This window comes from Nonomuraea sp. NPDC050404, from assembly GCF_040655495.1.
GTDB lineage: Bacteria > Actinomycetota > Actinomycetes > Streptosporangiales > Streptosporangiaceae > Nonomuraea.
In genome coordinates this window covers 84884-109507 of sequence record NZ_JBFAKB010000026.1, presented here as the reverse complement: position 1 = coordinate 109507, position 24624 = coordinate 84884, and the positions used below count along the sequence as shown (strand labels likewise).

23 protein-coding genes are annotated in these 24624 nt (G+C 69.1%); 11 read left to right on the top strand and 12 right to left on the bottom strand.

What is annotated here, in order from left to right; translation table 11 throughout:
- Window positions 1-31: 31 nt before the first annotated feature.
- The 5 genes from AB0I81_RS48535 to AB0I81_RS48515 all read left to right on the top strand — a co-directional run bounded on the left by AB0I81_RS48535 (window position 32) and on the right by AB0I81_RS48515 (window position 4713).
- Window positions 32-682, top strand: a complete 651-nt coding sequence (locus AB0I81_RS48535; protein ID WP_360673244.1) for a TetR family transcriptional regulator — start codon at window positions 32-34, stop codon at window positions 680-682.
- Window positions 683-741: 59 nt separating this feature from the next.
- Window positions 742-1731 (top strand): sigma-70 family RNA polymerase sigma factor, encoded by a 990-nt coding sequence (locus AB0I81_RS48530; protein ID WP_360673241.1) that lies wholly within the window; start codon window positions 742-744, stop codon window positions 1729-1731.
- 42 nt (window positions 1732-1773) lie between these two features.
- Window positions 1774-2889, top strand: a complete 1116-nt coding sequence (locus tag AB0I81_RS48525) for a steroid 3-ketoacyl-CoA thiolase (protein WP_360673238.1) — start codon at window positions 1774-1776, stop codon at window positions 2887-2889.
- 95 nt (window positions 2890-2984) lie between these two features.
- Complete coding sequence (locus AB0I81_RS48520; RefSeq protein ID WP_360673235.1) at window positions 2985-4007, top strand: MBL fold metallo-hydrolase; 1023 nt, start codon at window positions 2985-2987, stop codon at window positions 4005-4007.
- Window positions 4008-4032: 25 nt separating this feature from the next.
- On the top strand, window positions 4033-4713 hold the full coding sequence (locus tag AB0I81_RS48515; protein WP_360673232.1) for a FadR/GntR family transcriptional regulator: 681 nt from the start codon (window positions 4033-4035) through the stop codon (window positions 4711-4713).
- Window positions 4714-4821: 108 nt separating this feature from the next.
- On the opposite strand, the gene AB0I81_RS48510 is transcribed toward AB0I81_RS48515, so the two are convergent.
- Window positions 4822-5346: an SDR family NAD(P)-dependent oxidoreductase gene (locus tag AB0I81_RS48510; RefSeq protein WP_360673229.1), complete on the bottom strand. Its 525-nt coding sequence runs from the start codon at window positions 5344-5346 to the stop codon at window positions 4822-4824.
- A gap of 89 nt (window positions 5347-5435) precedes the next feature.
- On the opposite strand from AB0I81_RS48510, the gene AB0I81_RS48505 reads away from it, so the two are divergent.
- The gene (locus AB0I81_RS48505; protein ID WP_360673226.1) at window positions 5436-6383 is read left to right on the top strand and encodes a DNA polymerase ligase N-terminal domain-containing protein; all 948 of its coding nucleotides are present in this window, start codon (window positions 5436-5438) and stop codon (window positions 6381-6383) included.
- A 54-nt stretch (window positions 6384-6437) separates the two neighbouring features.
- Here the strand turns inward: AB0I81_RS48505 and AB0I81_RS48500 are convergent, their stop codons facing one another.
- From AB0I81_RS48500 to AB0I81_RS48470, 7 genes are all read right to left on the bottom strand, one after another.
- The gene (locus AB0I81_RS48500) at window positions 6438-7385 is read right to left on the bottom strand and encodes an aldo/keto reductase (protein WP_360673223.1); all 948 of its coding nucleotides are present in this window, start codon (window positions 7383-7385) and stop codon (window positions 6438-6440) included.
- A 28-nt stretch (window positions 7386-7413) separates the two neighbouring features.
- Window positions 7414-8403 (bottom strand): ABC transporter permease, encoded by a 990-nt coding sequence (locus tag AB0I81_RS48495; RefSeq protein WP_360673220.1) that lies wholly within the window; start codon window positions 8401-8403, stop codon window positions 7414-7416.
- Window positions 8400-9881: a sugar ABC transporter ATP-binding protein gene (locus tag AB0I81_RS48490; protein WP_360673217.1), complete on the bottom strand. Its 1482-nt coding sequence runs from the start codon at window positions 9879-9881 to the stop codon at window positions 8400-8402. Before AB0I81_RS48490 ends, AB0I81_RS48495 begins: the two co-directional genes overlap by 4 nt.
- Window positions 9882-10904, bottom strand: coding sequence for a sugar ABC transporter substrate-binding protein (locus AB0I81_RS48485; protein WP_360673214.1), 1023 nt, complete (start codon window positions 10902-10904; stop codon window positions 9882-9884). It lies immediately after the preceding gene.
- Between the two features lie 221 nt (window positions 10905-11125).
- A complete protein-coding gene (locus AB0I81_RS48480) occupies window positions 11126-11872 on the bottom strand; it encodes an SDR family oxidoreductase (RefSeq protein ID WP_360673211.1) in 747 nt (248 codons plus the stop codon).
- Window positions 11869-13113, bottom strand: a complete 1245-nt coding sequence (locus AB0I81_RS48475) for an L-fuconate dehydratase (RefSeq protein ID WP_360673209.1) — start codon at window positions 13111-13113, stop codon at window positions 11869-11871. The genes AB0I81_RS48480 and AB0I81_RS48475 overlap by 4 nt, the downstream gene beginning before the upstream one ends.
- 56 nt (window positions 13114-13169) lie before the next feature.
- Window positions 13170-14015, bottom strand: a complete 846-nt coding sequence (locus AB0I81_RS48470) for a fumarylacetoacetate hydrolase family protein (protein WP_360673206.1) — start codon at window positions 14013-14015, stop codon at window positions 13170-13172.
- Between the two features lie 494 nt (window positions 14016-14509).
- Here AB0I81_RS48470 and AB0I81_RS48465 point away from each other — a divergent pair, with 494 nt between their 5' ends.
- A complete protein-coding gene (locus AB0I81_RS48465) occupies window positions 14510-15694 on the top strand; it encodes a cytochrome P450 (protein WP_360673203.1) in 1185 nt (394 codons plus the stop codon).
- Between the two features lie 458 nt (window positions 15695-16152).
- Here AB0I81_RS48465 and AB0I81_RS48460 read toward each other — a convergent pair whose 3' ends face one another.
- The 4 genes from AB0I81_RS48460 to AB0I81_RS48445 all read right to left on the bottom strand — a co-directional run bounded on the left by AB0I81_RS48460 (window position 16153) and on the right by AB0I81_RS48445 (window position 20186).
- Window positions 16153-16851 (bottom strand): DUF559 domain-containing protein, encoded by a 699-nt coding sequence (locus AB0I81_RS48460; RefSeq protein WP_360673200.1) that lies wholly within the window; start codon window positions 16849-16851, stop codon window positions 16153-16155.
- A gap of 705 nt (window positions 16852-17556) precedes the next feature.
- The gene (locus AB0I81_RS48455) at window positions 17557-18402 is read right to left on the bottom strand and encodes an SRPBCC family protein (protein WP_360673197.1); all 846 of its coding nucleotides are present in this window, start codon (window positions 18400-18402) and stop codon (window positions 17557-17559) included.
- Window positions 18395-18967, bottom strand: coding sequence for a helix-turn-helix domain-containing protein (locus AB0I81_RS48450; protein WP_360673195.1), 573 nt, complete (start codon window positions 18965-18967; stop codon window positions 18395-18397). Before AB0I81_RS48450 ends, AB0I81_RS48455 begins: the two co-directional genes overlap by 8 nt.
- Before the next feature lie 193 nt (window positions 18968-19160).
- Window positions 19161-20186 carry a GDP-mannose 4,6-dehydratase gene (locus AB0I81_RS48445; protein WP_360673192.1) on the bottom strand — a complete coding sequence of 342 codons (1026 nt, stop codon included), beginning with the start codon at window positions 20184-20186 and terminating at the stop codon, window positions 19161-19163.
- 252 nt (window positions 20187-20438) lie between these two features.
- On the opposite strand from AB0I81_RS48445, the gene AB0I81_RS48440 reads away from it, so the two are divergent.
- From AB0I81_RS48440 to AB0I81_RS48425, 4 genes are all read left to right on the top strand, one after another.
- A complete protein-coding gene (locus AB0I81_RS48440) occupies window positions 20439-21689 on the top strand; it encodes a glycosyltransferase family 4 protein (protein WP_360673189.1) in 1251 nt (416 codons plus the stop codon).
- A 3-nt stretch (window positions 21690-21692) separates the two neighbouring features.
- Window positions 21693-22403, top strand: a complete 711-nt coding sequence (locus AB0I81_RS48435) for a methyltransferase domain-containing protein (protein ID WP_360673187.1) — start codon at window positions 21693-21695, stop codon at window positions 22401-22403.
- The gene (locus AB0I81_RS48430) at window positions 22400-23446 is read left to right on the top strand and encodes a prenyltransferase (RefSeq protein WP_360673184.1); all 1047 of its coding nucleotides are present in this window, start codon (window positions 22400-22402) and stop codon (window positions 23444-23446) included. Before AB0I81_RS48435 ends, AB0I81_RS48430 begins: the two co-directional genes overlap by 4 nt.
- Window positions 23447-23566: 120 nt before the next feature.
- Window positions 23567-24562, top strand: a complete 996-nt coding sequence (locus tag AB0I81_RS48425; RefSeq protein ID WP_360673181.1) for a DUF1702 family protein — start codon at window positions 23567-23569, stop codon at window positions 24560-24562.
- Window positions 24563-24624: the final 62 nt, after the last annotated feature.

Sequence of the window (24624 nt, the reverse complement as noted above, 5' to 3'; positions counted from 1 at the left end):
GCGTTATCGAGAAATCAGATAACGTGTTCTTATGCGTACCACGCAGGCGTCAGTCGCCTCGCCCCCCAGCGAACCCGAGGGGACCATGGAGAGCCACGCCACGACGGGCGGGCACAGCGTCCGTACGCGCAGCCAGCACCAACGCCGCAAGCGCATCGTCCAGGCCGCCGCCGCACTGGCCTCCCGCGGCGGGGTCGAGGCCATGCAGATGCGTACGGTGGCCGAGCGCGCGGGCGTGGCGCTTGGCACGCTCTATCGATACTTCCCCTCCAAGATGGACCTCGTCGTCGCCGTGGTCGGCGAGGAGATCGACCTGCTGGAGAGCAGCATCGAACGCCGCCCGCCGGGAGCCGCCACCCCCTCCAGCCGGGCGGTGGACGTGCTCATGCGGGCCACCCGCGGGCTCATGCGCGAGCCCGAGCTGGCCGACGCGCTCATCAGGTCGCTGATCCTGGCCGAGGTGCAGACCCCGTTCGGCGACCGCATGACGGGGCTGCTGCTGCGCGTCTCCGCCGACGGGCTGACCCTGGAGGAGGCCAGCGAGGAGCAGGCCGACCTCGCCGGGTCGCTGTCCAGCGTGTGGGTGCAGGAGTTGCTGGAGATGTTGCGCGGGCGGCGTACGTACGACCAGATCCAGCGGCGCATCGAAACCGCGGCCGCGCGCCTCCTCGCCGACATCTGAAACCGGGCTGAAGCTGGGGATTCTTTCTTTCTGTCGGTGGCGGGGGCTATACAGGGGGCATGACCGACAAGCCGACGAACGAGGACTTCCTCCGGCTGGCTGACCCGATGCGGCGTGAGCTGCTGGCGCACTGCTACCGCATGATGGGCTCGGTGCACGACGCCGAGGACCAGGTGCAGGAGACCTATCTGCGCGCGTGGCGGGCCTACGACAACTTCGAGGGGCGTTCCTCGCTGCGCACCTGGCTCTACCGCATCGCCACGACCACGTGCCTGACCGCGCTGGAGAGCCGCGGCAAGCGCCCCCTGCCGACCGGCCTCGGCGCCCCGAGCCTGGAGGCGCAGGCTCCCCTGGTGACCGACACGGAGGTGCCGTGGCTGGAGCCGATGCCCGACGCCATGACGGGCGTGGGCGCCGACGACCCGGCCGCCATCGTCACCTCGCGCGAGAGCGTCAGGCTCGCGCTGATCGCCGCGCTGCAACACCTGCCACCCAGGCAGCGCGCGGTGCTGATCCTGCGTGACGTGCTCAGATGGAAGGCCGCCGAGGTGGCCGAGGCCGTCGGCACCTCCGTCGCGGCCGTCAACAGCGCGCTCCAGCGGGCCAGGGCGCAGCTGGAGGAGGTCTCGCCGAGCCTCGACGACCCGGTCGAGCCGCTGACGCAGGAGCAGCGCGACCAGCTCGACCGCTATGTCGCGGCGTTCGAGAGCTACGACATCGACGACCTCGTGGGGATGTTCACCCAGGACGCCGTCTGGGAGATGCCGCCGTTCGTCGGCTGGTACCAGGGGCCGGAGACGATCGTGCGGCTCGTCAAGGGGCAGTGTCCCGCCGAGGGTCCCGGCGATCTCAAGCTCGTGCCGGTCGCGGCCAACGGTCAGCCGGCCTTCGCCGTCTACCACCGCCAGGACGGCGTCTACGGGCAGTTCGCCATCATGGTGCTGACCTTCTCCGGCGATCAGCTCAGCCATGTCGGCATGTTCTTCGAGGAGTCGCTGTTCGAGAAGTTCGAGCTGCCGGCCAAGTGGGAGGCTTCCGAAACAAAGTAGAACGCGTTACAGTCGCGCCAGAGCATCGTTCTGGAGGCGGCCATGGGCACACCAGTGATAGTCGAGGCCGTACGCACCCCCATCGGCAAGCGAGACGGCTGGCTGTCCGGGCTCAAAGCGCAACAGGTTCTGGCCATCGCGCTGAACGGGCTGGTGGGGCGTTCCGGGCTCGATCCAGCGTTCGTCGAGCAGGTCTTCGCGGGCTGCGTCACCCAGGCCGGCGAGCAGGGCGGTCACGTCGGCCGCTACGCGTGGCTGTACGCCGGTCTGCCCCACCGGACCGGCGTCACCACCGTGGACGCCCAGTGCGGCTCCTCGCAGCAGGCGGTGCACCTGGCGGCGGCGATGATCGGCGCGGGCGCGATCGAGGTCGGCGTCGGTTGCGGGGTCGAGATCATGAGCCGGGCGCCGCTGGGCAGCAACGTGCGGCCCGCCAAGCCCAGGCCGGACGACTGGAGCATCGACCTGCCCAACCAGTTCACCGCCGCCGAACGGATCGCGCGGCGGCGCGGGCTCACGCGCGAGCGGCTCGACTGGTTCGGGGCACGCTCGCAGCGGCTGGCGGGCAAGGCGTGGGCGGACGGGCGGTTCGAGCGGGAGATCATCCCCGTCGGCGACGTACGCAGGGACCAGGGGTTACGCGAGACCACCCCCGAGGCCCTCGCCACACTGAAGCCGGTGGCCGAGGGCGGGCTGCACACGGCCGGCACCTCCTCGCAGATCTCCGACGGCGCGGCGGCCGTGCTGCTGACCAGCGAACGGGCGGCGCGGCGGCACGGGCTGCGGCCCAGGGCCAGGATCCTGGCGCAGGCGCTGGTCGGGGCGGAGCCGTACTACCACCTGGACGGGCCCGTGGAGGCCACGGCCCGCGTGCTGGCGGCGGCCGGCATGACGATCGGGGACCTGGACAGGTTCGAGGTCAACGAGGCGTTCGCGTCGGTGGTGCTGTCGTGGGCGGGCGCGCACGAGCCCGACCTCGACCGGGTCAACGTCAACGGCGGCGCGATCGCGCTCGGCCATCCGGTCGGCGCCACGGGCGCCCGGCTGATCACCACCGCGCTGCACGAACTGGAACGCTCGGACTCGACCACCGCGCTGATCACGATGTGCGCGGGCGGAGCACTGGCCACGGCAACGATTCTTGAACGGATCGGCTGAACACGTATCCGATCACCCTCCTCGGCGCTCTGCGACGATCGGACCCACAGCCGCGCGACCCACGCACATGCACATGCACATCGAATCGGGGGCAGATGAAGACCAGGCGCCGGCCGTACGCCGAGCAACGTCCGCAGGACCTCGGCGGCGGGGTGTGGAGCGTCCCGGTGCCGATACCCGGCAACCCGCTCGGCTACACGCTCGTCTACGCCATCGACTCCCCGAACGGCCCGGTACTGGTCGACGCGGGCTGGAACCACCCCGACGCCTGGGAGGCGCTCAGCGGCGGTCTCACGGCGCTGGGGCTGGACGTGAGCGCGGTGAGCGGGGTGGTCGTCACCCATTTTCATCCCGACCACGCCGGGCTGGCCGGGCGGGTCAGGGAGGTGTCCGGCGGCTGGATCGCCATGCACCAGGACGACGCGGCGCTGGTCAGGCTCATGACCGAGTACGCCGGCCGCGCCCACGACGACTTCCAGACCGACATGCTCAGGCGGGCCGGCGCCGACCCGCGCGAGACCGGGAAGATCATGGGCGACCGTCCCGCCCCGCCCGCGCTGCCCGACCGCGAGCTGCGCGACGGTGACCTGGTGGACCTGCCGGGCCGCAGGCTGCGCGCCGTGCACACCCCCGGCCACACGCCCGGACACATCTGCCTGCACCTGGAGGACGCCGACCGGCTGTTCACCGGCGACCACGTACTGCCCGACATCACGCCACACGTCGGCATCTATCCTTACGACCGCGACGACATCGACCCGCTGGGCGACTTCATGACGTCCCTGGACCGCGTGAGCGACCTCGGCCCCCTGGACGCCCTCCCCGCCCATGAGTGGATATTTCCCGATGTGGCCGCACGCGCCGTCCAGATCCGCCACCATCACGAGGAGAAGCTCGAACGGCTGCGCGCCCTCCTGGCCCAGCGGCCGCAACCGCTGACCATCTGGGAGGTCGCAGCCATGATGACGTGGAACAGGCCATGGGAGGAGCTGGCTCCCGTGCTGAAAGGCATGGCGGCCGGGGAGGCGGCGGCCCATCTGCGTACTTTGGAGGCCAGGCGGCAAATCCGACGCCTCGCAGGTGTCGATCCAGTCCGCTTCCAAGCCATAGACTCCTAGACATCCGATGTCTAGGGAGAGAAGTGTGGCGGTCACCGACGCGGCCATTGACAAGATCAAGCAGATGATTGTCTCCGGCGAACTGGCCCCGGGAGACCGGCTGCCCAAGGAGGCCGACCTGGCCGAACGGCTCGGGTTGTCACGCAACTCGCTGCGCGAGGCCGTACGCGCGCTGTCGCTGATCAACGTGCTGGACGTGCGGCAGGGCGACGGCACGTACGTCACCAGCCTGGAGCCGCGCCTGCTGCTGGACACCATGTCGTTCGTGCTCGACCTGCACCGCGACGACACGGTGATCCAGTTCTTCGAGGTGCGCAGGATCCTGGAGCCGGCCGCCACGGCGATGGCCGCCACGCAGATGACCGAGGCCGACATCGAGGATCTGCGGCACATCCTGGAGTCGCTGCCGGCCCGGCCCACGGTGGAGGAGTTGGTGGCCAACGACCTGCAGTTCCACCTCCGGATCGCGCAGGGTTCTGGCAACAGCGTGTTGTGCTCGTTCATCGAGAGCCTGTCGGGGCCGACCACCCGCGCGAGGATCTGGCGAGGGCTCACGCAGGAGGGCGCGATGGAGAAGACCAGGGAGCAGCACACCGCGATCTACGAGGCCATCGCCGCCCGCCAGGCCGACGTCGCCCGCTCCTGGGCGACGGTGCACGTGGCGGGCGTGGAGTCGTGGCTGCGCAGAGCGCTGGAGCTGGACTGATCCCAATTGGCGTCGTGGCTGCGCGGGGCCTTGGATCTGGACCGATTCCGATTTGGCGGGCGTGGAGCCGTGGCTACTCGGGCCCTGGAGCCGGGCTGATCCCGATCATCAGTATGGGTAGGTGCCGCCCCGCTCGCTGAGGAAGGCTCCGGTCGGGGCATCGGGGAGGGTGGCCTGGCGGGCGACGTGTGCCCCGCCCTCCGCCGCGGTCAGCACGCCGCGGTGGCCGTTCAGGTCGGTGGCGCAGAAGCCGGGCGAGACGGCGTTCACGGTGATGGGCGTGTCGCGCAGTTCGGCGGCGTACATGAGGGTGATGGCGTTGAGCGCGGCCTTGGAGGAGTTGTAGCCGAGCAGGGTGACGTAGGGGCGCATCTCGGGGTCCGGGTCGGGGCCGGTGAGGAAGGCGACCGTGCCGAGGCCGGAGGAGACGTTCGCGATGCGGCCGGCCGGCGACCTGCGCAGGAGCGGGAGCATGGCGTTGGTCACGGTGACGACGCCGAGCACGTTCGTCTCGTAGACCTCACGCAGTTCGGCCACCGGCATCTCGCTCGGCGGGTGGTCGTGGCCGCGGCTGATGGCGGCGTTGTTGATCAACAGGTCCAGGTGGCCGTGCGCGCGGCCGATCAAGGTCATCGGAACCCAGGATCTCCGAACCTGAACCATACATCGGAGGACTCAGCTGCCGATGATGCGGGCGCGCGGCAGCGGGTAGTACGGCTCTTGTGTCCGACAAACTCTCGAAATACCGGAGCAAACGCGACCCGAAACGTACCCCGGAGCCCGTCCCCGACGCCCACTCCCCCGCCCCCGGCGGAAACGCGTTCGTCATCCAGGAGCACCACGCGCGCTCCCTGCACTGGGACCTGCGCCTGGAGCGCGACGGCGTCCTGGTCTCCTGGGCCGTCCCCAAGGGCCTGCCCGCCGACCCCGGCACCAACCACCTGGCCGTCCACACCGAGGACCATCCCATGGAGTACCTCACCTTCCACGGCGAGATCCCCAAGGGTGAGTACGGCGGCGGCACCATGACCGTCTGGGACACCGGCACGTACGACACGGAAAAGTGGTCGGAACGCGAGGTCAAGTTCGTCCTGCACGGCGAGCGCGCCGCCGGCCGGTTCGTGCTCTTCCGGACGCGCGGCAAGAACTGGATGATCCACCGCATGGGCTCGGCCGTCCGCGACCCGTTCCCGCCGCTTTCTCCCATGCGGCCCACCGACCGCGTCAAGCCGCCGAAGGACGCCTCCGCCTACGCCTTCGAGTTCGCCTGGGGCGGACGCCGGCTCCTGGTCCCCATCGACGGAGGCCGTACGGACGCCGCCCGCGAGCATCCCTGGCTGCGCGACCTGGCGGAGTCGTTCGGCAGCCGCACGGCGGTGCTGGACGGCGAAGTGGCCACGCTCGGCGGCGCGGAGATCCTCCTCTTCTACGACCTCCTGTACGACGACGGCCACTCCCTGGTCGGCGAGCCGTACACGACGCGACGCGCGGCCCTGGAGGCCCTGGACCTGACCGGCGCCCACTGGCAGACGGCCCCGTCCTGGCCCGGCGAGCCGGGGCCGGTGCGGAAGGCGGCACGCGAGCAGGGGCTGCCCGGGGTGGTCGCCAAGCGACTGGACTCGCCGTACGAGCCGGGCCCGTCGAAGTCCTGGCTCTTCATCCCATCCTGACCCACGTGCCGGTCAGCGCTGAGCCACCCACGACGCTGACCGGCCGTTACCCCGCTATCCCTTCGCGGACACCAGGCCCTCCGAGGCCAGGTCCTCCCACAACGCGTCCGGCACCGGCCGCGACCACAACTCGGCGTTGCGCCTGACCTCCTCCGGGGCTCGCGCCCCCAGGACGATCGTGGCGATCGCCGGATGGCGCAGCGGGAAGGCCATGGCCGCGTGGGGCAGGGTGACGTCGTGGCGTTCGCAGACCTGGGCGATTCGCCGCGCCCGCGCCATCAGCTCATCCGGCGCCGGCGCGTAGTTGTAGGTGCCCGACGGCTCGTGGGTGGCCAGGATGCCGCTGTTGAACACCCCGGCCGCCAGCACCTTGACGCCCCGCCTGGCGCATTCGTCCAGGAACGACAACCCCGACTGGTCGAGCAGCGTGTAGCGGCCCGCGAGCATGACGACGTCGATGTCGGTCTCCCGGACGAAGCGCAGCGGCGCCTGCCACTGGTTCATCCCGACGCCGATCGCCCGTATCCGGCCTTCTGCCCGCAGTTCGGCCAGTGCCGGGTACGCCTCGCCGATCGCCTGGTCCACGTGGTCGTCGGGGTCGTGGATGAGGGCGATGTCCACGGCCGGCAGGCCGAGGCGGTCCAGGGAGTCGTCCAGGGAGGCGCGTACGCCGTCGCGGGAGAAGTCCCACACCCGTTCCAGGTCGCCGGACACCTCGAAGACGTCGTCGTCGCGGCCGTTGCCGGACGCCTTGGGCCGCAGCAGGCGGCCGACCTTCGTGGACAACACGTAGCCGGAGCGGCCCGCCAGCGCCGCGCCCATGCGGCGCTCGGACAGGCCAAGGCCGTAGTGGGGCGCGGTGTCGTACAGGCGCACCCCGCTCTCCCAGGCGGCGTCCACCGTGGCGCGGGCCTGCTCGTCGGCCACCTCGTCGTACAGGTTGCCGATCGGTGCGCCGCCGAAGCCGTGCCGGGGCAGGTCGATCGGTTCTCGCTGGTCCATCAGTCCTTCGCCTTCAATAGTCGGTCCATCAATCTTGTGCCTTTCCACCGGCGATCCGGCTGATCATCAGGGCGATGAGGATGATCGAGCCGTAGATGACCGGCTGCCAGAAGCCGGAGACGCCGATGAGGGTGAGGATGTTCTGCACCAGGCCGATCACCAGCACGCCGGTGAGCGCGCCGAGGATCGTGCCCTTGCCGCCGTCCATGCTGACGCCGCCGATGACGGCCGCCGCGAACACCATGAAGATCCAGCCGACGCCCTGGTTGTTGCCGATGGCGCCGAGTCGGCCGGTCTCCAGGATGCCGGCCAGCGCCGCCAGCGTTCCGCCGAGGATGAACACGCCGTACAACACCCGGTCCACCCGGATGCCGGCGGCGCGGGCGGCGTCGATGTTTCCGCCGATCGCGTACAACGAGCGGCCCAGGCGCAGGTAGCCGAGCCCGAAGATGCCCGCCGCGAACAACACTCCGGCGATCCAGATGGCCGCGGGCAGGCCGAGCCAGATGGCGCTGCCCAGGTAGAGGATCGACTCGGGCAGCTCGAACAACGTCTTGCCCTCGGTCGGCCCCTGCAGGAAGCCGTGCACGATGATCAGCATGGCGAGCGTGACGATGAACGCGGAGAGCTGGAACCTGATGATCAGGAAGCCGTTGAACGCGCCGATCGCCGCCCCGACGAGCAGCGCCAGCGGGATCACCAGCGTTCCCGGGAGCCCGATGCCGAACCCGCCCGCCGCCGCGGGGATCACCAGCATCACGGCGATGGCCGGCGCGGTGCCGACCGTGGACTCCAGCGACAGGTCGAACTTGCCGGCGATCAGGATCATCGCCTCGGCCAGCACGAGCAGCGAGATCGCCGCCTGCTGCTGCAACACGTTCGTCAGGTTGCCCGCGGTCAGGAAGGTCGGGTCCAGGATCGCACCCACGACGAGCAGGATCACGATCACCGGTACGAGGGTCAGGTCGCGGAACCTGGCCAGCCGCGCCCGGGGGGCCGGCGCAGTCAAAGTGGTCACTCTTCAATGCCTTCCATGACGGCCACGAGCTCGTGGTCGGTCCAGCCACGCGGCAGGTCCCTGACGACCCTGCCGTGGAACATCACCAGCACCCGGTCACAGATCCGCAGGTCGTCGAGCTCGTCGGAGACCACCACGGCCCCCGCGCCGCGCTCGACCGCGTCCTCGACGGCGCCGAGCAGCGCCTGCTTGGCCTTGACGTCCACGCCGGCGGTCGGGTTGATCACCACCAGCACGTTCGGGTCGTCCACCAGCGCGCGGGCGAACACGACCTTCTGCGCGTTTCCCCCGGACAGGTCGGCGACGGGCTGGTCGGGCCCTTCCGTCTTGATGTCCAGGGTTTCGATCATCTGCTCGGCCTTGGTACGGCGGCGGGCCGGGGAGACCATGCCGTACCGGCCCAGCTTGCGGGCGATGGGGAACGTGGCGTTCTCCCCCACTGACAGCAGCGGGACGAAACCCTCGTGGTGGCGGTCCTCTGGCACGAACCCGAGCCCGGCCCTCAGCGCGGCGGGCACGTCGCCCGGCCTGACCTTGGCTCCGTTGACCGTCACGGTGCCGGAGTCCTGTTTGCGCAGGCCGACCAGGGTCTCGGCCAGGCCGACCTTGCCGCTGCTCGCGGAGCCCGCCAGGCCGACGACCTCACCCTCACGTACCGAGATATCGATTTCTGAGAAGCGCCCGGCAAGTGTGAGGCCCGCGCCGGACAGCACCACCCGCTCGCCGGGCGTGTGCTCGCGCGCCTCGTACGCCGCCGTGGCCTCGCCCGTCATCGCCGCGACCAGCTCGTCGTGCGGCAGTTCGGCGACCGGCCTGGTCGTGATGTGCCGTGCGTCGCGGAAGACGGTGACGCTCTGGCAGATCTCGTAGACCTCGTCGAGGTGGTGGGAGATGTACATCATGGTGACGCCCTGCTCGCGCAGCGACCGCATGCGCGAGAACAGACGCTCGATGGCCGGGCCGTCGAGCCGGGCGGTCGGCTCGTCGAGGATGATGAACCTGGCCCCGAACGACAACGCGCGGGCGATCTCCACGAGCTGGCGCTGCTCGACGCTCAGGTCCCCGGCCAGGGCCTGCGCGTCGACCTCCACCTCGTACGTGTCCAGCAGCTCACGCGCCCTGACCCGCAGCGCCCGCCAGTTGATCTTCTGCCCCTTGTCCGACTGGCGGTTCAGGAACAGGTTCTCGGCCACGGTGAGCGCCGGGATGATCGTGGACTTCTGGTAGACGCAGGCCACCCGCTGACGCCAGGCGTCGCGGTCGGCCAGGGCGGGCGCGGCCCGCCCGGAGAAGCGCACCTCGCCCTCGTCCGGCCGCTGGAGCCCGGTGAGTATCGACACCAGGGTGGACTTGCCCGCGCCGTTCCTGCCGACGAGCGCATGCGTCTCGCCCTCCGCGATGGCGATCTCCGCCCCGTTCAGCGCGGTGGTCGGGCCGTAACGCTTGACGACGTTGCTGGCTTCGACGTGAATGCTCATCTACTTGACCTGGTTGCCCCAGAGGGCCTTGTCATCCACGTTCTCCTTGGTCACCAGCGGCGCGGGGAGCTGGTCCTCCAGGCCGTTCGGGAGCTGGATGATCTCGCTGTCGTGGTCGGTCGGGCCCGGCTTGAACGTCTTGCCCTCGGCCGCGGCCTTGGCGTAGAAGAGGGCGTACTTGGCGTACAGGTCGGCCGGCTGCGACACGGTCGCGTCGATGTCGCCCTTCCTGATCGCCTCGAACTCCTGCGGGATCCCGTCGTTGGAGATCACGAAGATGTGCTTGGGGTCGTCCGGTGGGCTCAGCAGGCCCTTCTGCTTGAGCACCTGCAGCGTCGGCGCCAGGTGCACGCCGCCCGCGTGCATGTAGATCCCCTTGATGTCCGGGTTCTGCTCCAGCCGGGTCTGCAACATGGACGCCGCCTTGCTGCCCTCCCACTCGGTCGGCTCGCTGAACACCGTGATGCCGGGGAACTTGCTCTTCATGCACTCCAGGAACGCCTCCGACCTGTCACGGCCGTTGATCGAGCTGAGCGCGCCCTGGAGCTGCACGACCTTGCCCTTGCCGCCGAGCTTCTCGCCGAGGAACTCGCACGCCTTGGTGCCGTACGCGCGGTTGTCGGCGCGTACGACCATGTAGACCTTGCCCTTGTCCGGACGGGTGTCCACGGTCACGACCGGGATCTTCTTGTTCTCCAGTTGCGTGAGCGTGTTGGCGATGGCGCCGGTGTCCTGCGGGGCCATGACGATGACCTTGGCGCCCTGGCCGGTCAGCGCCTGTACGTTGTTGACCAGCTTGGCCACGTCGTTCTGCGAGTTCGTGGCGGGCATGAGGTCCACCTTGAGCTCGCCGGCCATCTGCGGGACGTACTTGATGTAGGAGTTCCAGAAGTCGGAGTCGGCCCGCGGATGGTCGATGCCGACCTTCCCCCCGCCGCCTCCTCCCGCTGTCGTGGTGCCTGAGCCACACGCGGTGACAACCGCCAAGAGGGCCGCCGCCGCGACCACCCGTCCGAGCTTCATTTTTGGGGGGTACCTTCCTTGAGAAGAAAGATGTCGGCCCTTTTGGGGAAGGCGGGCCAGGTCCTCACTTGGTCGCCGGGGCCGAAGCCGCAGCCCCGGCACGTTACTGATTGGTTGGCCGGAGCCGCAGCCCCGACACTTTTGCTAGTTGGCGGGCCGGAGCCGCAACTCCGGCACGTTTGCTGGTTTGGCGGGCCGGAGCCGCAGCCCCGACACCTTTGCTAGTTGGCTGGCCGGAGTCGTAGTCCCTGCATGCCGCCGTCCACCGCGAGCGCGGTGCCGGTGGTCGAGCCGGCCTCCGGGCCGGCGAGGTAGGCGATCGCCGCGGCCACTTCCTCCGCGCTGACCAGGCGGCCCATGGGCTGCCTGGCGTTGAGCGCCGCCCGCTCCGCCGCCGGATCGTCGGCCGCGTCGAGCAGCCTGCCGACCCACGGCGTGTCAGCGGTGCCCGGATTGACGCAGTTGACCCGGATGCCCTCGCGGACGTGATCCGCCGCCATGGCCAGCGTCAGCGACAACACCGCGCCCTTGGTCGCGCTGTACAGGGCCCGCTGCGGCAGCCCGGCGGTGGCCGCGATCGAGCAGGTGTTCACGATCGCGGCATGCTCGGACCTCCTCAGGTACGGCAACGCCGCCCGCGCCACCCGGACCATGCCGAGCACGTTGACGTCGAACACCTTCTGCCACTCGCTGTCCGGATTGTCCTCGATGGTGCCCTGGGCACCGATGCCCGCGTTGTTGACGAGCACGTCGATCCCGCCCAGCCGTTCGGCCGCCTCGGCCACCGCCGCCCGTACCTGCGCGTCGTCGGTGACGTCGGCCTTGACCCCGATGAACGGCTCGCCGGGCGGGTTGAGGTCGAGGCAGGCGACCCGCATACCGCGCTCGGCGAGCGCGGTGGCCGCCGCCAGCCCGATCCCGGACCCGCCACCGGTCACGACCGCTCTGAGTCCAGCGACCACTGTCATCTCCACACCTCACCGTCGGGGAAGGTATGGGCGGCGACGGACTCCGCGTGCATCTCGGCGCTGAAGCCCGGCACGGTCGGGGCCACGTACCGCCCATCACGGATGACCACCGGGTCCACGAAGTGCTCGTGGAGGTGGTCGACGTACTCGATCACGCGGCCGTCCATGGTGCCGGTGACCGCGACGTAATCGAACATCGACAGGTGCTGCACCAGCTCGCACAGCCCGACGCCGCCCGCGTGCGGGCACACCGGCACGCCGAACTTGGCCGCCAGCAGCAGGATCGCCAGGTTCTCGTTGACGCCGCCGACGCGGGCGGAGTCGATCTGCACGTACGAGATGGCCTCGGCTTGCAGGAGTTGCTTGAACACGATCCGGTTCTGCACGTGCTCTCCGGTGGCCACCGGAACGGGGGCGATGCCCCGGGCGATGGCGGCGTGCCCCAGCACGTCATCCGGGCTGGTCGGCTCCTCGACCCAATGCGGCTTGAACTCGCGCAGCGCGTTGACCCACTCGATGCCCGAGCCGACGTCCCAGCGCTGGTTGGCGTCGATCGCGATCGGGAAATCGGGCCCGCACACCTCGCGGGCCACCCTGAAGCGCCGCCTGTCGTCCTCAAGATCCGCGCCGACCTTGAGCTTGATCTGCCCGAACCCCTGGTCGAGCGCCTCCTTGCAGAGGCGCCGCAACTTCTCGTCGTCGTAGCCGAGCCAGCCCGGCGAGGTCGTGTACGCCGGGTACCCGGTCTCGACCAGCCGCCGGATCCGCTCGCCCTTGCCCTCCTCCTGGCTCTTCAGGATCTGCAGGGCCTCGTCCCTGGTCAGCGCGTCGCTGAGATACCGGAAGTCGATCAGATCGACGATCTCCTCCGGCGACATCTCCGACAACAACCGCCACAACGGCCGGCCCGCCCGCTTGGCCTTCAGGTCCCACAGGGCGTTGACCACGGCGGAGATCGCCATGTGCATGACGCCCTTCTCCGGCCCCAACCAGCGCAACTGCGAGTCGTTGACCATCTCCCGGTAGAGAGCTCCGAGGTCTTCGACGTCCTTGCCGATCACGTACGACTCAAGCGCGCCGATGGCCGTGGTCTGGACGTCGTTCCCGCGCCCGATCGTGAACGCGAACCCATGGCCCTCGTAACCGTCGTCGGTCTTGAGCACCACGTACGCGGCCGAGTAGTCGGGGTCCGGATTCATCGCATCGGAGCCGTCAAGCTCCCGCGAGGTCGGAAAACGCACATCATGCGTCTCCATCCCCACAATCCGGTACGTCCCCGCACCCGTCCCTGCCACGGTCATGCCTGGCCCACCGTCTGCCGCTGGCGCCCGAGCCCCTCGATCTCCAGCTCCATCACGTCGCCGGCCCGCAGGTACGGCTGGCCGGGAATGCCCATGGCGACGCCGGCCGGCGTACCCGTGTTGATCACATCGCCCGGCTCCAGCACCATGAACTGGCTCAGGTACCGCACGACCTCCGCCACATCGAAGATCATGTTCTTGGAGTCGCCGTCCTGCCGCAGCTCACCGTTCACCCACAGGCGCATGGGCAGATTCTGCGGGTCACCGACCTCGTCGGCCGTGACCAGCCACGGGCCGAACGGGTTGAACGTCTCGCACGACTTGCCCTTGTCCCACTGGCCGCCGCGTTCGAGCTGGAACTCGCGCTCGGAGACGTCGTTGGAGATCGCGTACCCGGCGATCACCCCGAGCGCCTCCTCCCGGCTGCCGAGGTAGCGGGCCTCCTGCCCGATGACGATGGCCAGCTCCACCTCCCAGTCCGTCTTCACGCTGTCCCTGGGCACGAGCACCTCGTCGTACGGGCCGACCATGGTGTTGCTCGCCTTCATGAACACGACGGGCTCGGCCGGCACGGCAGCGCCGGACTCGGCGGCGTGGTCGCTGAAATTCAGGCCAATACAAACAATCTTCCCCGGCCGCGCGATCGGGGCGCCGATCCGCTGCCCCTCCGCCTCGATGACGGGCAGATCGCCGCGCTCCAGCGCATCGCGGACGCGCGCCACTCCCCCAGACGCGAGGAAAGCCCCATCGATCTCGGCCTCCCCGATGTCACGCAGGTTACCGGCGTCATCCATGACCACCGGCCGCTCCTGGCCGACAGGTCCTACTCGCAGCAGCTTCACACCGCATCCTTCATCTATACATCGGATGTCTCGTTTCCTGATGCTCGTGCGGGTGGGTGGAATGTGTCAAGGGTGAGGTATCGCATACCTCCAAACCACCCCTCAACCCTCCCGGTTGACAACAAGCCCGCCACCTGTGAACCGATTTAACCCGCCCCACCAACCCCACTCACACAAGCGACATCTCGTTCCCCCAATACATCCGACGACAAACCCACCACCTGCCTGCCGCTGCAACCGCAAAACAAAGCAGCAGAACCGCCAACACTCCGAACAACCACACAACAGGCAACACGGGGACCGGGAGCAGCGCGGCCCGTTGCCCCCTTCAGGATCAGGACGGAAGGAAGGGGGCGGGAGAGGGTGATGGAGGGTTGGGAGGGGTGCGCTGAGCAGGAACGATCCAGGTTCGTTCTTGACGGGCGTACAGACACGTAATAGAACACGTTTCAGTAGTGTGGTTGAACCAAGCGCTTGACCAAGGGGTGACCCACGTGCATATCGACCTTGTCGACAGAGACCTGTACGCGACCGCCGGCCCACCCCACGACCAACTCGCCTGGCTGCGCACGAACTCCCCCGTCCACTGGCATGAGGGCGAGCCCGGGTTCTGGGCCGTGACCCGCTACGAGGACGTCGTGCACGTGTCCCGGCACTCCGACCTCTTCTCCTCCCACCGTAAGCTCGCCCTCTTCGACGACCTGGCGGAGGACCAGATCGCGCTGCAACGACTCATGATGCTCAACCAGGACCCCCCGGAGCACACGAGAAGGCGCTCCCTGGTCAACCGGGGCTTCACCCCGCGCACGATCGGAGCTCTCGAACAGCACATTCGCGACATCTGCGATGACCTCCTCGACAAACTGAGCGGCGAGATCGACTTCGTCACCGAGGTCGCCGCGCCCTTGCCCCTGTACGTGATCTGCGAGCTTCTCGGCGCCCCCGTAGCCGACCGCGACAAGCTGTTCAACTGGTCGAACCGCATGATCGGCGCCCAGGACTCCGACTACGCCGCCAGCCCCGAGGAGGGCTCGGCCGCCGCGATGGAGGTCTACACCTACGCCAACCAGCTCGCGGCCCAGCGCAGGGCCAACCCCAGGAACGACATCGTCACCAAGCTCCTCCAGCCGGACGAGCACGGCGAAACCCTCGCCGAGGACGAGTTCGACCTCTTCGTGCTGCTCCTCGTGGTGGCCGGCAACGAGACGACCCGCAACGCGGCCTCCGGCGGCATGCTCGCCCTCTTCGAGCACCCCGACCAGTGGGACCGACTGGTCGCCGACCCGACCCTGGCGAAGACGGCCTCCGACGAGATCGTCCGCTGGGTCTCCCCCGTGAACCTCTTCCGCCGCACCTCGACGACCGACCAACTGCTGGGCGGACAGGAGATCAAGGCGGACGACAAGGTCGTGGTCTTCTACGCCTCCGCCAACCGCGACACCTCCGTCTTCCCCGACGCCGCCACCTTCGACATCGGCCGCGACCCGAACCCTCACATCGGCTTCGGCGGCGGCGGAGCCCACTTCTGCCTGGGCAACCACCTTGCCAAGCTGGAACTACGCATCCTGTTCGAACAACTGGCCCGCAGACACCCACGCCTACGCCAGACAGGCGAGGCCCGACGACTACGCTCCAACTTCATCAACGGCATCAAAGAACTACCCGCGACCATCGGCTGACGACATCGGCAGCAACAACAACAGCGACAACGCCAGTGCGCCCATACATCAGCGCGCCACGTCCTGCCACGTCCCACGTCTGCTGCGTCTGCTGCGTCTGCTGCGATTGACGCCGGTCGCCCCACTGATGTGCACTCAATGACGCCGGGCGCTCCCAAGAGATGCGCTCCCATGCGCGCCGGTCACCCCCCAAGTGACGCGTGCTCATGGATGCCGGACGCCCCCAAGAGACGTGCTCTCAATGACGCCCGACCGGCCCAAGAGGCCGCTCCCATGCACGCCGGCCACCGCCCCAAGGCTCGCCCTCAGAGAGGAGTGTCAGCGAGTTTCTTCGCCATCTTCCTTGCCTCGCGCTCCCCGTACGCCGAATAGCCTCGGCGCGCCGACACCGGGGGGTATCACTCCTGAAGTGACAACCTCGCCGGAGTAGCCGACCTTGCGTTACTTGGACTGCCGAATCAGATCGCTCTGTGAGTTGAAGGTGCTGGTCGGGGGCGGGATCTGCGGCGGGCTGCGCGGATGCGGCCGAGGATGCGGTTGGTGCGGTGTGGGCCCGGTTGCCAGCCGCGTTCGATCAAGGTATTGGCCACGTGGTGGAGGAGGTCGGCGATTTGGGCGGGGATGACGTCTCGGCGGACGGCGATCACGCGCCAGCCGCGCCGCCGTAGCTCCTCTCGGCGGTCGGTGTCGTGCTGCTGAGCGGCGGCCGAGGTGTGGTACTCCTGCCCGTCGTACTCCACCGCGACCTTGAACTCCTCCCAGCCGAGGTCCAGGTAGGCGAAACAGTCCTCGTCCAGTGCCACCTTGATCTGGGTGGTCGGTCTGGGGAGGCCGCCTTCCACCAGGATTACCCTGAGCCAGCTTTCTCTGGGAGAGGCGGCTCCCCGGTCGGCGAGGCTGATGGTTTCGCGTAGGTGCCAGGTGTTGAGCGGGCGGTGCCACAGGGCTTCCAGGTCCAGCCCTCTACGCGCGAACTGGTCGAGGATGGCCACGGCCTCCATGCGCGGCAGCCAGCGGGCGCAGTCGAGGGCAGTGCGTTCGATGGTGGTGATCCGCACGGCCATGTGCTCGGTGACGTCCTCGTCGGGGATGAGGGCGGGGGACACGTTGGCGACGCAGCCGGGGATGGCGAGGTGAGCGGGGGCCAACAGCTCCACCGGCCAATCCGCCTCCTGAGTGGGGAGGGCTTCCAGGCCCCAGATGTGGGCTGCTGTCTGGCGGCAGGCGACGGTATGAGGAATTGCCCGGGTTATGCGGCGAGCGCGCTCGATCAAGGACGGCACAGCGGTCCTTGGCACCGGGATCGATGCCCATGGCAGTGCTGATGCCGGCGTTGGTCCCGGTGCTGGCGTTGATCCCGCTGCCAGCGCTGGTGGCGGTAGCGGCGGTGGCGGTGCTGGTGCCGGTCTTGGTGCAGGCACCGGTACTCGTAGCGGTCTCGTTCCAGGCGCCGGTGCTGATGTCGGCCCAGATGTCGGCCCGGGTGTCGGCCCGGGTGTCGGCCCGGGTGTCGGCCCGGGTGTCGGGCCAGGTGTCGGCCCAGGTGTCGGCCCAGGTGTCGGCCCAGGTGTCGGGCCAGGTGTTCGTGTTGGAGGCATCCGCGCCGGCGTCCGGGGCGGCGCAGTGGCCGATGCTGGCGGGGGTGGTGTCGGTGACGAGGGTTCGCCGGGGGTGGGGGGCTGGGGCGGCGGTTGGTGGGACGTGGGGGGAAGCTGGTGGGTCATGGCTGCAAGGATGCTGCGGCGGGGCCAGGCCGGGATGGGCCGAACGGGGTTCTGTGGACAAAGGCGGTTGTCCACAACCCGGGTGCCTCGAAGCGAGCAGCATCCATGCAACTCATCAGGCCGGTCGATGCCGGACATTCAAGCCATGATGACCGGCTTCCAGTCAGATACCTCCAGGTAGCGCCGCAGCTCGGCCACCCCCGACAGGAACCCGCCCCACGCCGCCACCGGCGGCTGTGCCTCGTCCCAGCCGCTCTGCACCAGCGTCAGCCGCGTCTTCCCGCCCGACCCGGCCAGCTCCCAGGTCCCGATCCCTCCATCGCCCCAGTCCACGGCGAACCTGCGGTCGGCCTCGAATTCCACCACTTTGGAAGGGTCGGGGTTGTTGTCCAGGCCGCCCATGGCCAGCCGCCCGCCCACGAACGGCTCGATCTCGACCGGGTAGCCGAACCACTTCGTCACCGCCTCCGAGTCGGTGATCGCGGCGAACACCGCAGCGGGCGAGGCGCCGATCTCGACCTCAACCCGCATCTCCGACGAGGTGAAGTCCTGCATCGGCGTCAGCGGGCGCCCCTCGAAGTGCTCGGCCAGGTTCGTCAGCACCTGGCACCAGTACGTCTGCAGCACCCCCCGGATGCTCTTGCCCGTGATCACGTCATCGAAGTCGAAGTGCGTCTGCGACAGGTTCACGATCGTGCGATCACCCGAGTCCCCGTCCTCCTCCACCGTCAGCTCGGTGGTCATCTCCTCGCCGTCGAGCAGCCAGGCGAAGCGCACCGTACGCTCGTCCGCGTGCAGCAGCCGCTGGTGCGGCGCATCGCCCTCCGGCGTCGTACGCCCCCAGAAAGCGAACCGCCCTTCGGCCAGGTCCACCTCGACATGCTCGGCCAGCCAGACACGCATGGTGTCCGGATCGGTCAGCGCGTGGCGCACATCCTTGACCGGCGCCCCGACACGGGCACGCAAGATCATGGGTTCAGTCATCGTCTACGTCTCCTCTGGGCTCGGCTTGGGGGTAGCAGGCGACGGCCAGCTTGAAGGCGTCACCCTCCGCCCCGCCATAGCGGGTGAAAAGGTCCTGCAACATGCCCTGCAGGTCGTGCAGGAACTCCTGTCGACGCTCCGGACGCACCCGGATCTCCCCGGACAAACCGATCGACGGCAGCTCGGGCGCGGCCCTGTCGAGCGCCGCGATGTCGGCCTGTACCTCCTCCATGAGATCGAGCAGGTGGCCGAGACTCAGCTCGTCACGGACCTTGCGCAGCCCGATCCGCCCGACCAGCCGGGGCGACAGCCAGTAAGAGCGAGCCCCCGCCTGGTAGATCCCCTCGTGGATCCCGCGCACCTTCCGCTCGGCCACCAGGTCCACCAGCCCCGCCTCGACCAACCGCTTGACGTGGTAGTAGACCCGCTGCGGCGTCTGACCGAGCCGCTCGGCGACCTCCGAGCACGTACGCGGCTCGGCGAGCTGCCGCAACACCTCGACCCGCTGCGGCTTGAGCAGCGCCTCGGCCTGCTCGATCTCTTCCAGGTACAGGACATCTCTCATCGCAAAAAGAATCCTTTACGTAAAACACAATTTTGTCAATGGCTCAAGCCAAGGCCACGGACAGGGGCGACGTTGCGCGCCGTAACGGCGGTGCGCCACTGAAGGGTTCAGAGGCCGTTTCCTGGAGGGCCCTCAGCCGAAGTGCGGCGGGTGGTCGGCCACGGCACCGCGTAAAAGAAAGAAAAGAATGGATCTAAGGCCAGCTGTCCTCGTCGGGATCCGGGCCGTTGGCGAGGAGGCGGAGGTCGGAGTCGACCATCATGGCCACCAGTTCGTCGAACGACACCCCCGGCTCCCACCCCAGCTGCATCCGGGCCTTCTTGGGATCCGCGCACAGCAGGTCCACCTCGGCCGGCCGGTGCAGCGTCTGGTCGGTCACCACGTACTGCTCCCAGTCCAGCCCCGCCGCGCTGAAAGCCGCCTCCACCAGTTCCCTGACCGACTTCATCCGCCCCGTGCCGATCACGTAGTCCTCGGGGTTGCCGGACTGCAGCATCAGGTGCATGGCCTTGACGTAGTCGCCCGCGAACCCCCAGTCGCGTCGCGCCTCCAGGTTGCCCAGCCGCAGCTCAGTGGCCAGTCCCAGCTTGATCCTGGCCACCCCGAGCGAGACCTTCCTGGTCACGAACTCGGCGCCGCGCCGTGGCGACTCGTGGTTGAACAGGATCCCCGAGACCGCGTACATCCCGTACGACTCGCGGTAGTTCTGCGTGAGGAAGTGCCCGTACGCCTTGGCCACCCCGTACGGCGAACGCGGATGGAAGGAGGTGCTCTCGGTCTGCGGCGTCTCGCTGACCTGCCCGAACATCTCGGAGGACGAAGCCTGATAAAAGCGGATCTGTCCGGACGAAACAGCGCCACCGCCCCGCGACACGCCCGAGCACACGCGGATCGCCTCAAGCATCCGCAACACGCCCATCCCGGTCACCTCGGCCGTGAGCTCGGCCTGCTCCCACGACATGGGCACGAACGAGATCGCCCCCAGGTTGTACACCTCATCCGGCTGAACCCGTTCCACTGCCGAGATCAGCGACCCCTGATCCAGCAGATCGCCCCGCACCACCCGCACGTCCGCGAGCAGCCTGCGCATCCGCGACACGCGCGGGTTAGCCTGCCCCCGCGCCAGCCCCCACACCTCATACCCCTGCTCCAGCAGGTGCTCCGCCAAGTAGGAACCATCCTGGCCGGTGATGCCGGTGATCAGAGCGCGCCTGGCCAAGGGGTCCTCCAACGATCGCCTACCCCATCCCTTTGAGACGGGAATGTACAGCCAAGTGCCTGAATAACACATCCAGCCCGCATAGAACACGTTCCACCGAACAACGCTCGGTTACGGCAACGTCGCAGTTCGCACGCCCTGCGGCAGCCGTTGTGAACAATTCCAGCCGACCTACCGAATGGTAGCCTTCTCGGACTAAGGTCATCTTTCACGGTACATGCCCGATATCAGGGCCTACCGGCGAAGAAAGGGGTGCCCGTGCGGGAGCGAAGGCTGCGGATCGCGCTACTGTCCTACCGCAGCAAGCCGACCTGTGGGGGCCAGGGTGTCTACCTCCGCCATCTGAGCCGGGAACTGGTTGCACTTGGGCACCACGTCGAGGTGTTCTCCGGCCAGCCCTACCCCGAGCTGGACGAGGGCGTGATCCTGCGGAAGGTGTCCAGCCTCGACCTCTACCGGGACGAGGACCCGTTCAGAACCCCCAAGCTGCGCGAGTACCGCGACTGGATCGACCTGCTCGAAGTCGGCACCATGTGGACCGCCGGATTCCCCGAGCCGCTGACGTTCACGCTGCGCGCCCACCGCGAGCTCAAGAAGCGGGTCGGCGACTTCGACGTCGTGCAGGACAACCAGACCCTCGGCTACGGCCTGCTCGGCATCCAGAAGCTCTTCCCCGTGGTCGGCACCATCCACCACCCGATCAGCGTGGACCGGCGCATCGAGCTGGAGGCCGCCAAGGGCGCCAAGAAGCTGACCATGCGCCGCTGGTACGGCTTCGTGAAGATGCAGTCCCGCGTCGCGCCCCAGCTCAGCCCGATCCTGACGGTCAGCGAGTCCTCGCTGGCCGACATCCACCGCGACTTCAACGTCCCCCAGGCCAACATGCGCCTGATCCCGCTGGGCGTGGACACCCGCTACTTCCACCCCAGACCCGACAAGCCCAGACGCAGGGGCTCGATCGTGGCCGTGGCCAGCGCGGACTCCCCCATGAAGGGCGTGGCGACGCTGCTGCGGGCGGTGGCCAAGCTGGCCACCGAGCGCGACGTGCACCTGACCGTCGTCAGCAGGCCCACCCCCGGCGGCCCGACCGAGCAGCTCGTCCAGGAGCTGTCGCTGCAGGACCGGGTGCGTTTCGTGCACGGCATCTCCGACGACGAGCTGGGCGAGCTGATCGCCACCTCGGAGATCTCCGTCGTGCCCTCCCTGTACGAGGGCTTCTCGCTGCCCGCCGTCGAGCACATGGCCTGCGGCACGCCCCTGGTCGCCAGCCGTACGGGCGCCCTGCCCGAGGTCGTCGGCGACGCGGCCGTCCAGGTGCCGCCGGGCGACTCCGAAGAGCTGGCCGCGGTGCTGCGCCGCCTGCACGACTCGCCGGAGGAACGCGAGCGGGTGGGCCAGGCGGGATACGACCGCGTCATGGAGCGCTACACCTGGCACGTCGTGGCCAAACGAACCGTCGAGGCGTACCACGAGGCCATCGAGAACCACAAAAGGAGAGGCTGACCAGTGCTGACCGTGGACTTCGCCCGGCTTCCCGTGGGCCCCGGCGTACGCGTGCTCGACCTGGGCTGCGGCGGCGGCAGGCACGCGTTCGAGGTGCTGCGCCGGGGGGCGGACGTGATCGCGTTCGACATGGACCAGTCGGAGCTGGACAGCGTCGCGGCCATGTTCACGGCGATGGACAAGGCGGGCGAGGTGCCCACCGGCGCCACCGGGGAGACCGTTCAGGGCACGGCGCTGGACATGCCGTTCGAGGACGGCGCCTTCGACCGGATCATCGCGGCGGAGGTGCTGGAGCACATCCCCGACGACATGGCGGCCATGCGCGAGATCTTCCGCGTGCTCAAGCCGGGCGGCACCGCCGCCGTGACCGTGCCGAGCTTCCTGCCCGAACGGATCTGCTGGGCGCTGGACGAGGACTACCACACGGCCCCGGGCGGCCACGTACGCATCTACACCCTCGCCGAGCTGTCGGCCAAGCTGAAGTCCATCGGCTTCGAGATCGGCCCGCACCATCACGCCCACGGCCTGCACGCGCCCTACTGGTGGATCAAGTGCGCGGTCGGCGTCAACAACGACGGGCACCCGCTCGCCAAGGCCTACCACGAGCTGCTGGTGTGGGACATCATGAAGCGCCCCGCCGCGACCAGGCTCGCCGAGGCCGTGCTCAACCCGCTCATCGGCAAGAGCGTGGTCCTCTACGTCAAGAAGCCATGATCTCCCGCGAGGAGGTCGTGCGTACGGCCGGCAGCATCGCGGCGATCCAGCAGGACGACGGCGGCGTGCCCTGGCCCGAGGGCCACGTGGACGCGTGGAACCACATCGAGTGCCTGATGGCGATGTCCGTGGCGGGTCTGGCCGATCCGGTACGCCGCGGCTACGCCTACCTGGCCCGCCACCAGCGCGCCGACGGCTCCTGGCCGATGAAGCTGGTCGACGGCGTGCCCACCGAGCTGGGCGGCGAGACCAACCACGCCGCCTACGTCGCCGTCGGCGTCTGGCACCACCACCTCGTCACCGGCGACCGGCGCTTCACCGAGCGCAACTGGCCGATGGTCAAGGCCGCGCTCGACTACGTGGCGGGGCTGCAGACCGAGCGGGGCGAGATCGTCTGGGAGCGCGACGCGCGTGGCAGGCCGTCGGCGTACGCGCTGCTCACCGGCTGCTCCTCCATCCACCAGGGGCTGCGCTGCGGCGTGCGGCTCGCCGAGCACCTGAAAGATCCGCAGCCACACTGGGAGCTGGCCGCCGACCGGCTGGCCCATGTGCTGTCGGCGCACCCCGAGGCGTTCGCGGACAAGAGCCGCTTCTCGATGGACTGGTACTACCCGGTGCTCGGCGGCGCGGTACGCGGGCAGCAGGCGTTCGAGCTGCTGGAACGCGAATGGTCCACGTTCGTGGTGCCGGGGCTCGGCATCCGCTGCGTCTCCGACCAGCCATGGGTGACCGGGGCCGAGACGTGCGAGCTGGTGCTGGCCCTCGACGCGCTGGGCGACCGGGAGCGGGCGCTGCGGCTGTTCGCCGACATGCAGCACCTGCGGCACGAGGACGGCTCGTACTGGACCGGCTGGCAGTTCGCCAACCGCAAACACTTCCCGCACGAGCGCTCCGGCTACACCGCCGCCGCGACCGTCCTGGCGGCGGACGCGCTGCTCGGCCTCTCGCCGGCGTCCGGGCTGTTCCGCGACATCGACGGGACCGCCGTGTCCGACCCCGAGGTGTGCGGGTGCGCCGCCGTCCGCGTCCGCGAGGAGTTCTGAGGGCGGGCACAAGGGCTTTTACGGGTTCTTTGCCGGAGCAATCCGGTGCGCCGCCGCCGAACGCCGCAATGCGCTTACTAGCTTTCTGACTGACTCGTACGAGGCGTCTTCGGGGGAAGCGTGGGCGACACGGGCACACCATCGTTCTTGGACCAGGTAAGGACCGAGCCGACACTCTCGCGGCCCAGACGGCTGCGGCGGTTGCTGGCGAGGGATCCCCGGGAGTCCGATCTGGGCCGGCGCAGATTCCGGCACAGAGGTGGCGCCGTCCGTGCGGCCTTCACCGGCTCGGAGAGATCGTACGTCTTCGGTTACAACGCGGTCATGTCGCGAGAAACCGAGAAGGTCGAGGATTTGCCGGACGCGCAGCGCCCCTTCGCCTACGAAGGGGCCGCCGCCGCCAGCACGGTGCTCGACCTGCTCACCCTGTCTCGGGGCCGGCGCCTTCACGAGCTACTAGCCGGCCCCGCCCAGCATCACCGCCACGCCGCCTACCTCGGCGCGGGCCGCGGTTACGCGCTGCTGCGGATGCGCCCGGTGTGGGGCGCGCGGCGGGCCCATCCGCTGCTGCGGTGGCTGGCCGTGGACGGTTTCGGCTTCCAGTGGAGCCTGTCCAGGGCCGACCGCATGGTGGGCGAGCGCACCATGCCCGACCTGCTGACCAGGGCGCACTGCGCGGTGTTCGACCAGGGGCTGGGGCGCCTGCTGTGGTACCACGACTGCGCCGCGCCCGACGACGTCGCCGCCAGGATCGGCGGTTATCCGGCTCCGCGGCGGGCCGACCTGTGGAGCGGGGTCGGGTTCGCCGCGGCGTACACGGGCGGGGCCGAGGCCGAGGAGTTGTGGTGGCTGACCGAGCACGCGGCCGCCGACGGGTTCCGCGCGTACCTGGCGCAGGGGTGCGCCTTCGCGGTGGCCGCGCGGCTGCGCTCGGGGGAACTGCCCGGCCACGTACGGCAGGCCGTGCCGATCCTGGCGAACGCCGACCCCGACGAGGCGGCCTCGTGGACCGACCGGGCGCTGATCGCGCTCGGGCACGAGGCGCACACGCACGAGGACTTCCAGTGCTGGCAGTCCCAGATCCGCCGCTCCTGGACCCGCCGCCACCGCCACTGAAAGCCGGACGGAGCTGGACGGGGCCGGACGGAGTCGGACGCAGCCGGACGGGACTCGGACGG

Coding starts and splice junctions, on each gene's coding strand:
- AB0I81_RS48535 (WP_360673244.1), top strand. CDS start 32: ATGCGTACCACGCAGGCGTCAGTCGCCTCGCCCCCCAGCGAACCCGAG.
- AB0I81_RS48450 (WP_360673195.1), bottom strand. CDS start 18,967: ATGAGAGATGTCCTGTACCTGGAAGAGATCGAGCAGGCCGAGGCGCTG.
- AB0I81_RS48510 (WP_360673229.1), bottom strand. CDS start 5,346: ATGACCTTGATCGGCCGCGCGCACGGCCACCTGGACCTGTTGATCAAC.
- AB0I81_RS48490 (WP_360673217.1), bottom strand. CDS start 9,881: ATGAGCATTCACGTCGAAGCCAGCAACGTCGTCAAGCGTTACGGCCCG.
- AB0I81_RS48520 (WP_360673235.1), top strand. CDS start 2,985: ATGAAGACCAGGCGCCGGCCGTACGCCGAGCAACGTCCGCAGGACCTC.
- AB0I81_RS48455 (WP_360673197.1), bottom strand. CDS start 18,402: ATGACTGAACCCATGATCTTGCGTGCCCGTGTCGGGGCGCCGGTCAAG.
- AB0I81_RS48480 (WP_360673211.1), bottom strand. CDS start 11,872: ATGACAGTGGTCGCTGGACTCAGAGCGGTCGTGACCGGTGGCGGGTCC.
- AB0I81_RS48500 (WP_360673223.1), bottom strand. CDS start 7,385: ATGGACCAGCGAGAACCGATCGACCTGCCCCGGCACGGCTTCGGCGGC.
- AB0I81_RS48485 (WP_360673214.1), bottom strand. CDS start 10,904: ATGAAGCTCGGACGGGTGGTCGCGGCGGCGGCCCTCTTGGCGGTTGTC.
- AB0I81_RS48525 (WP_360673238.1), top strand. CDS start 1,774: ATGGGCACACCAGTGATAGTCGAGGCCGTACGCACCCCCATCGGCAAG.
- AB0I81_RS48430 (WP_360673184.1), top strand. CDS start 22,400: ATGATCTCCCGCGAGGAGGTCGTGCGTACGGCCGGCAGCATCGCGGCG.
- AB0I81_RS48530 (WP_360673241.1), top strand. CDS start 742: ATGACCGACAAGCCGACGAACGAGGACTTCCTCCGGCTGGCTGACCCG.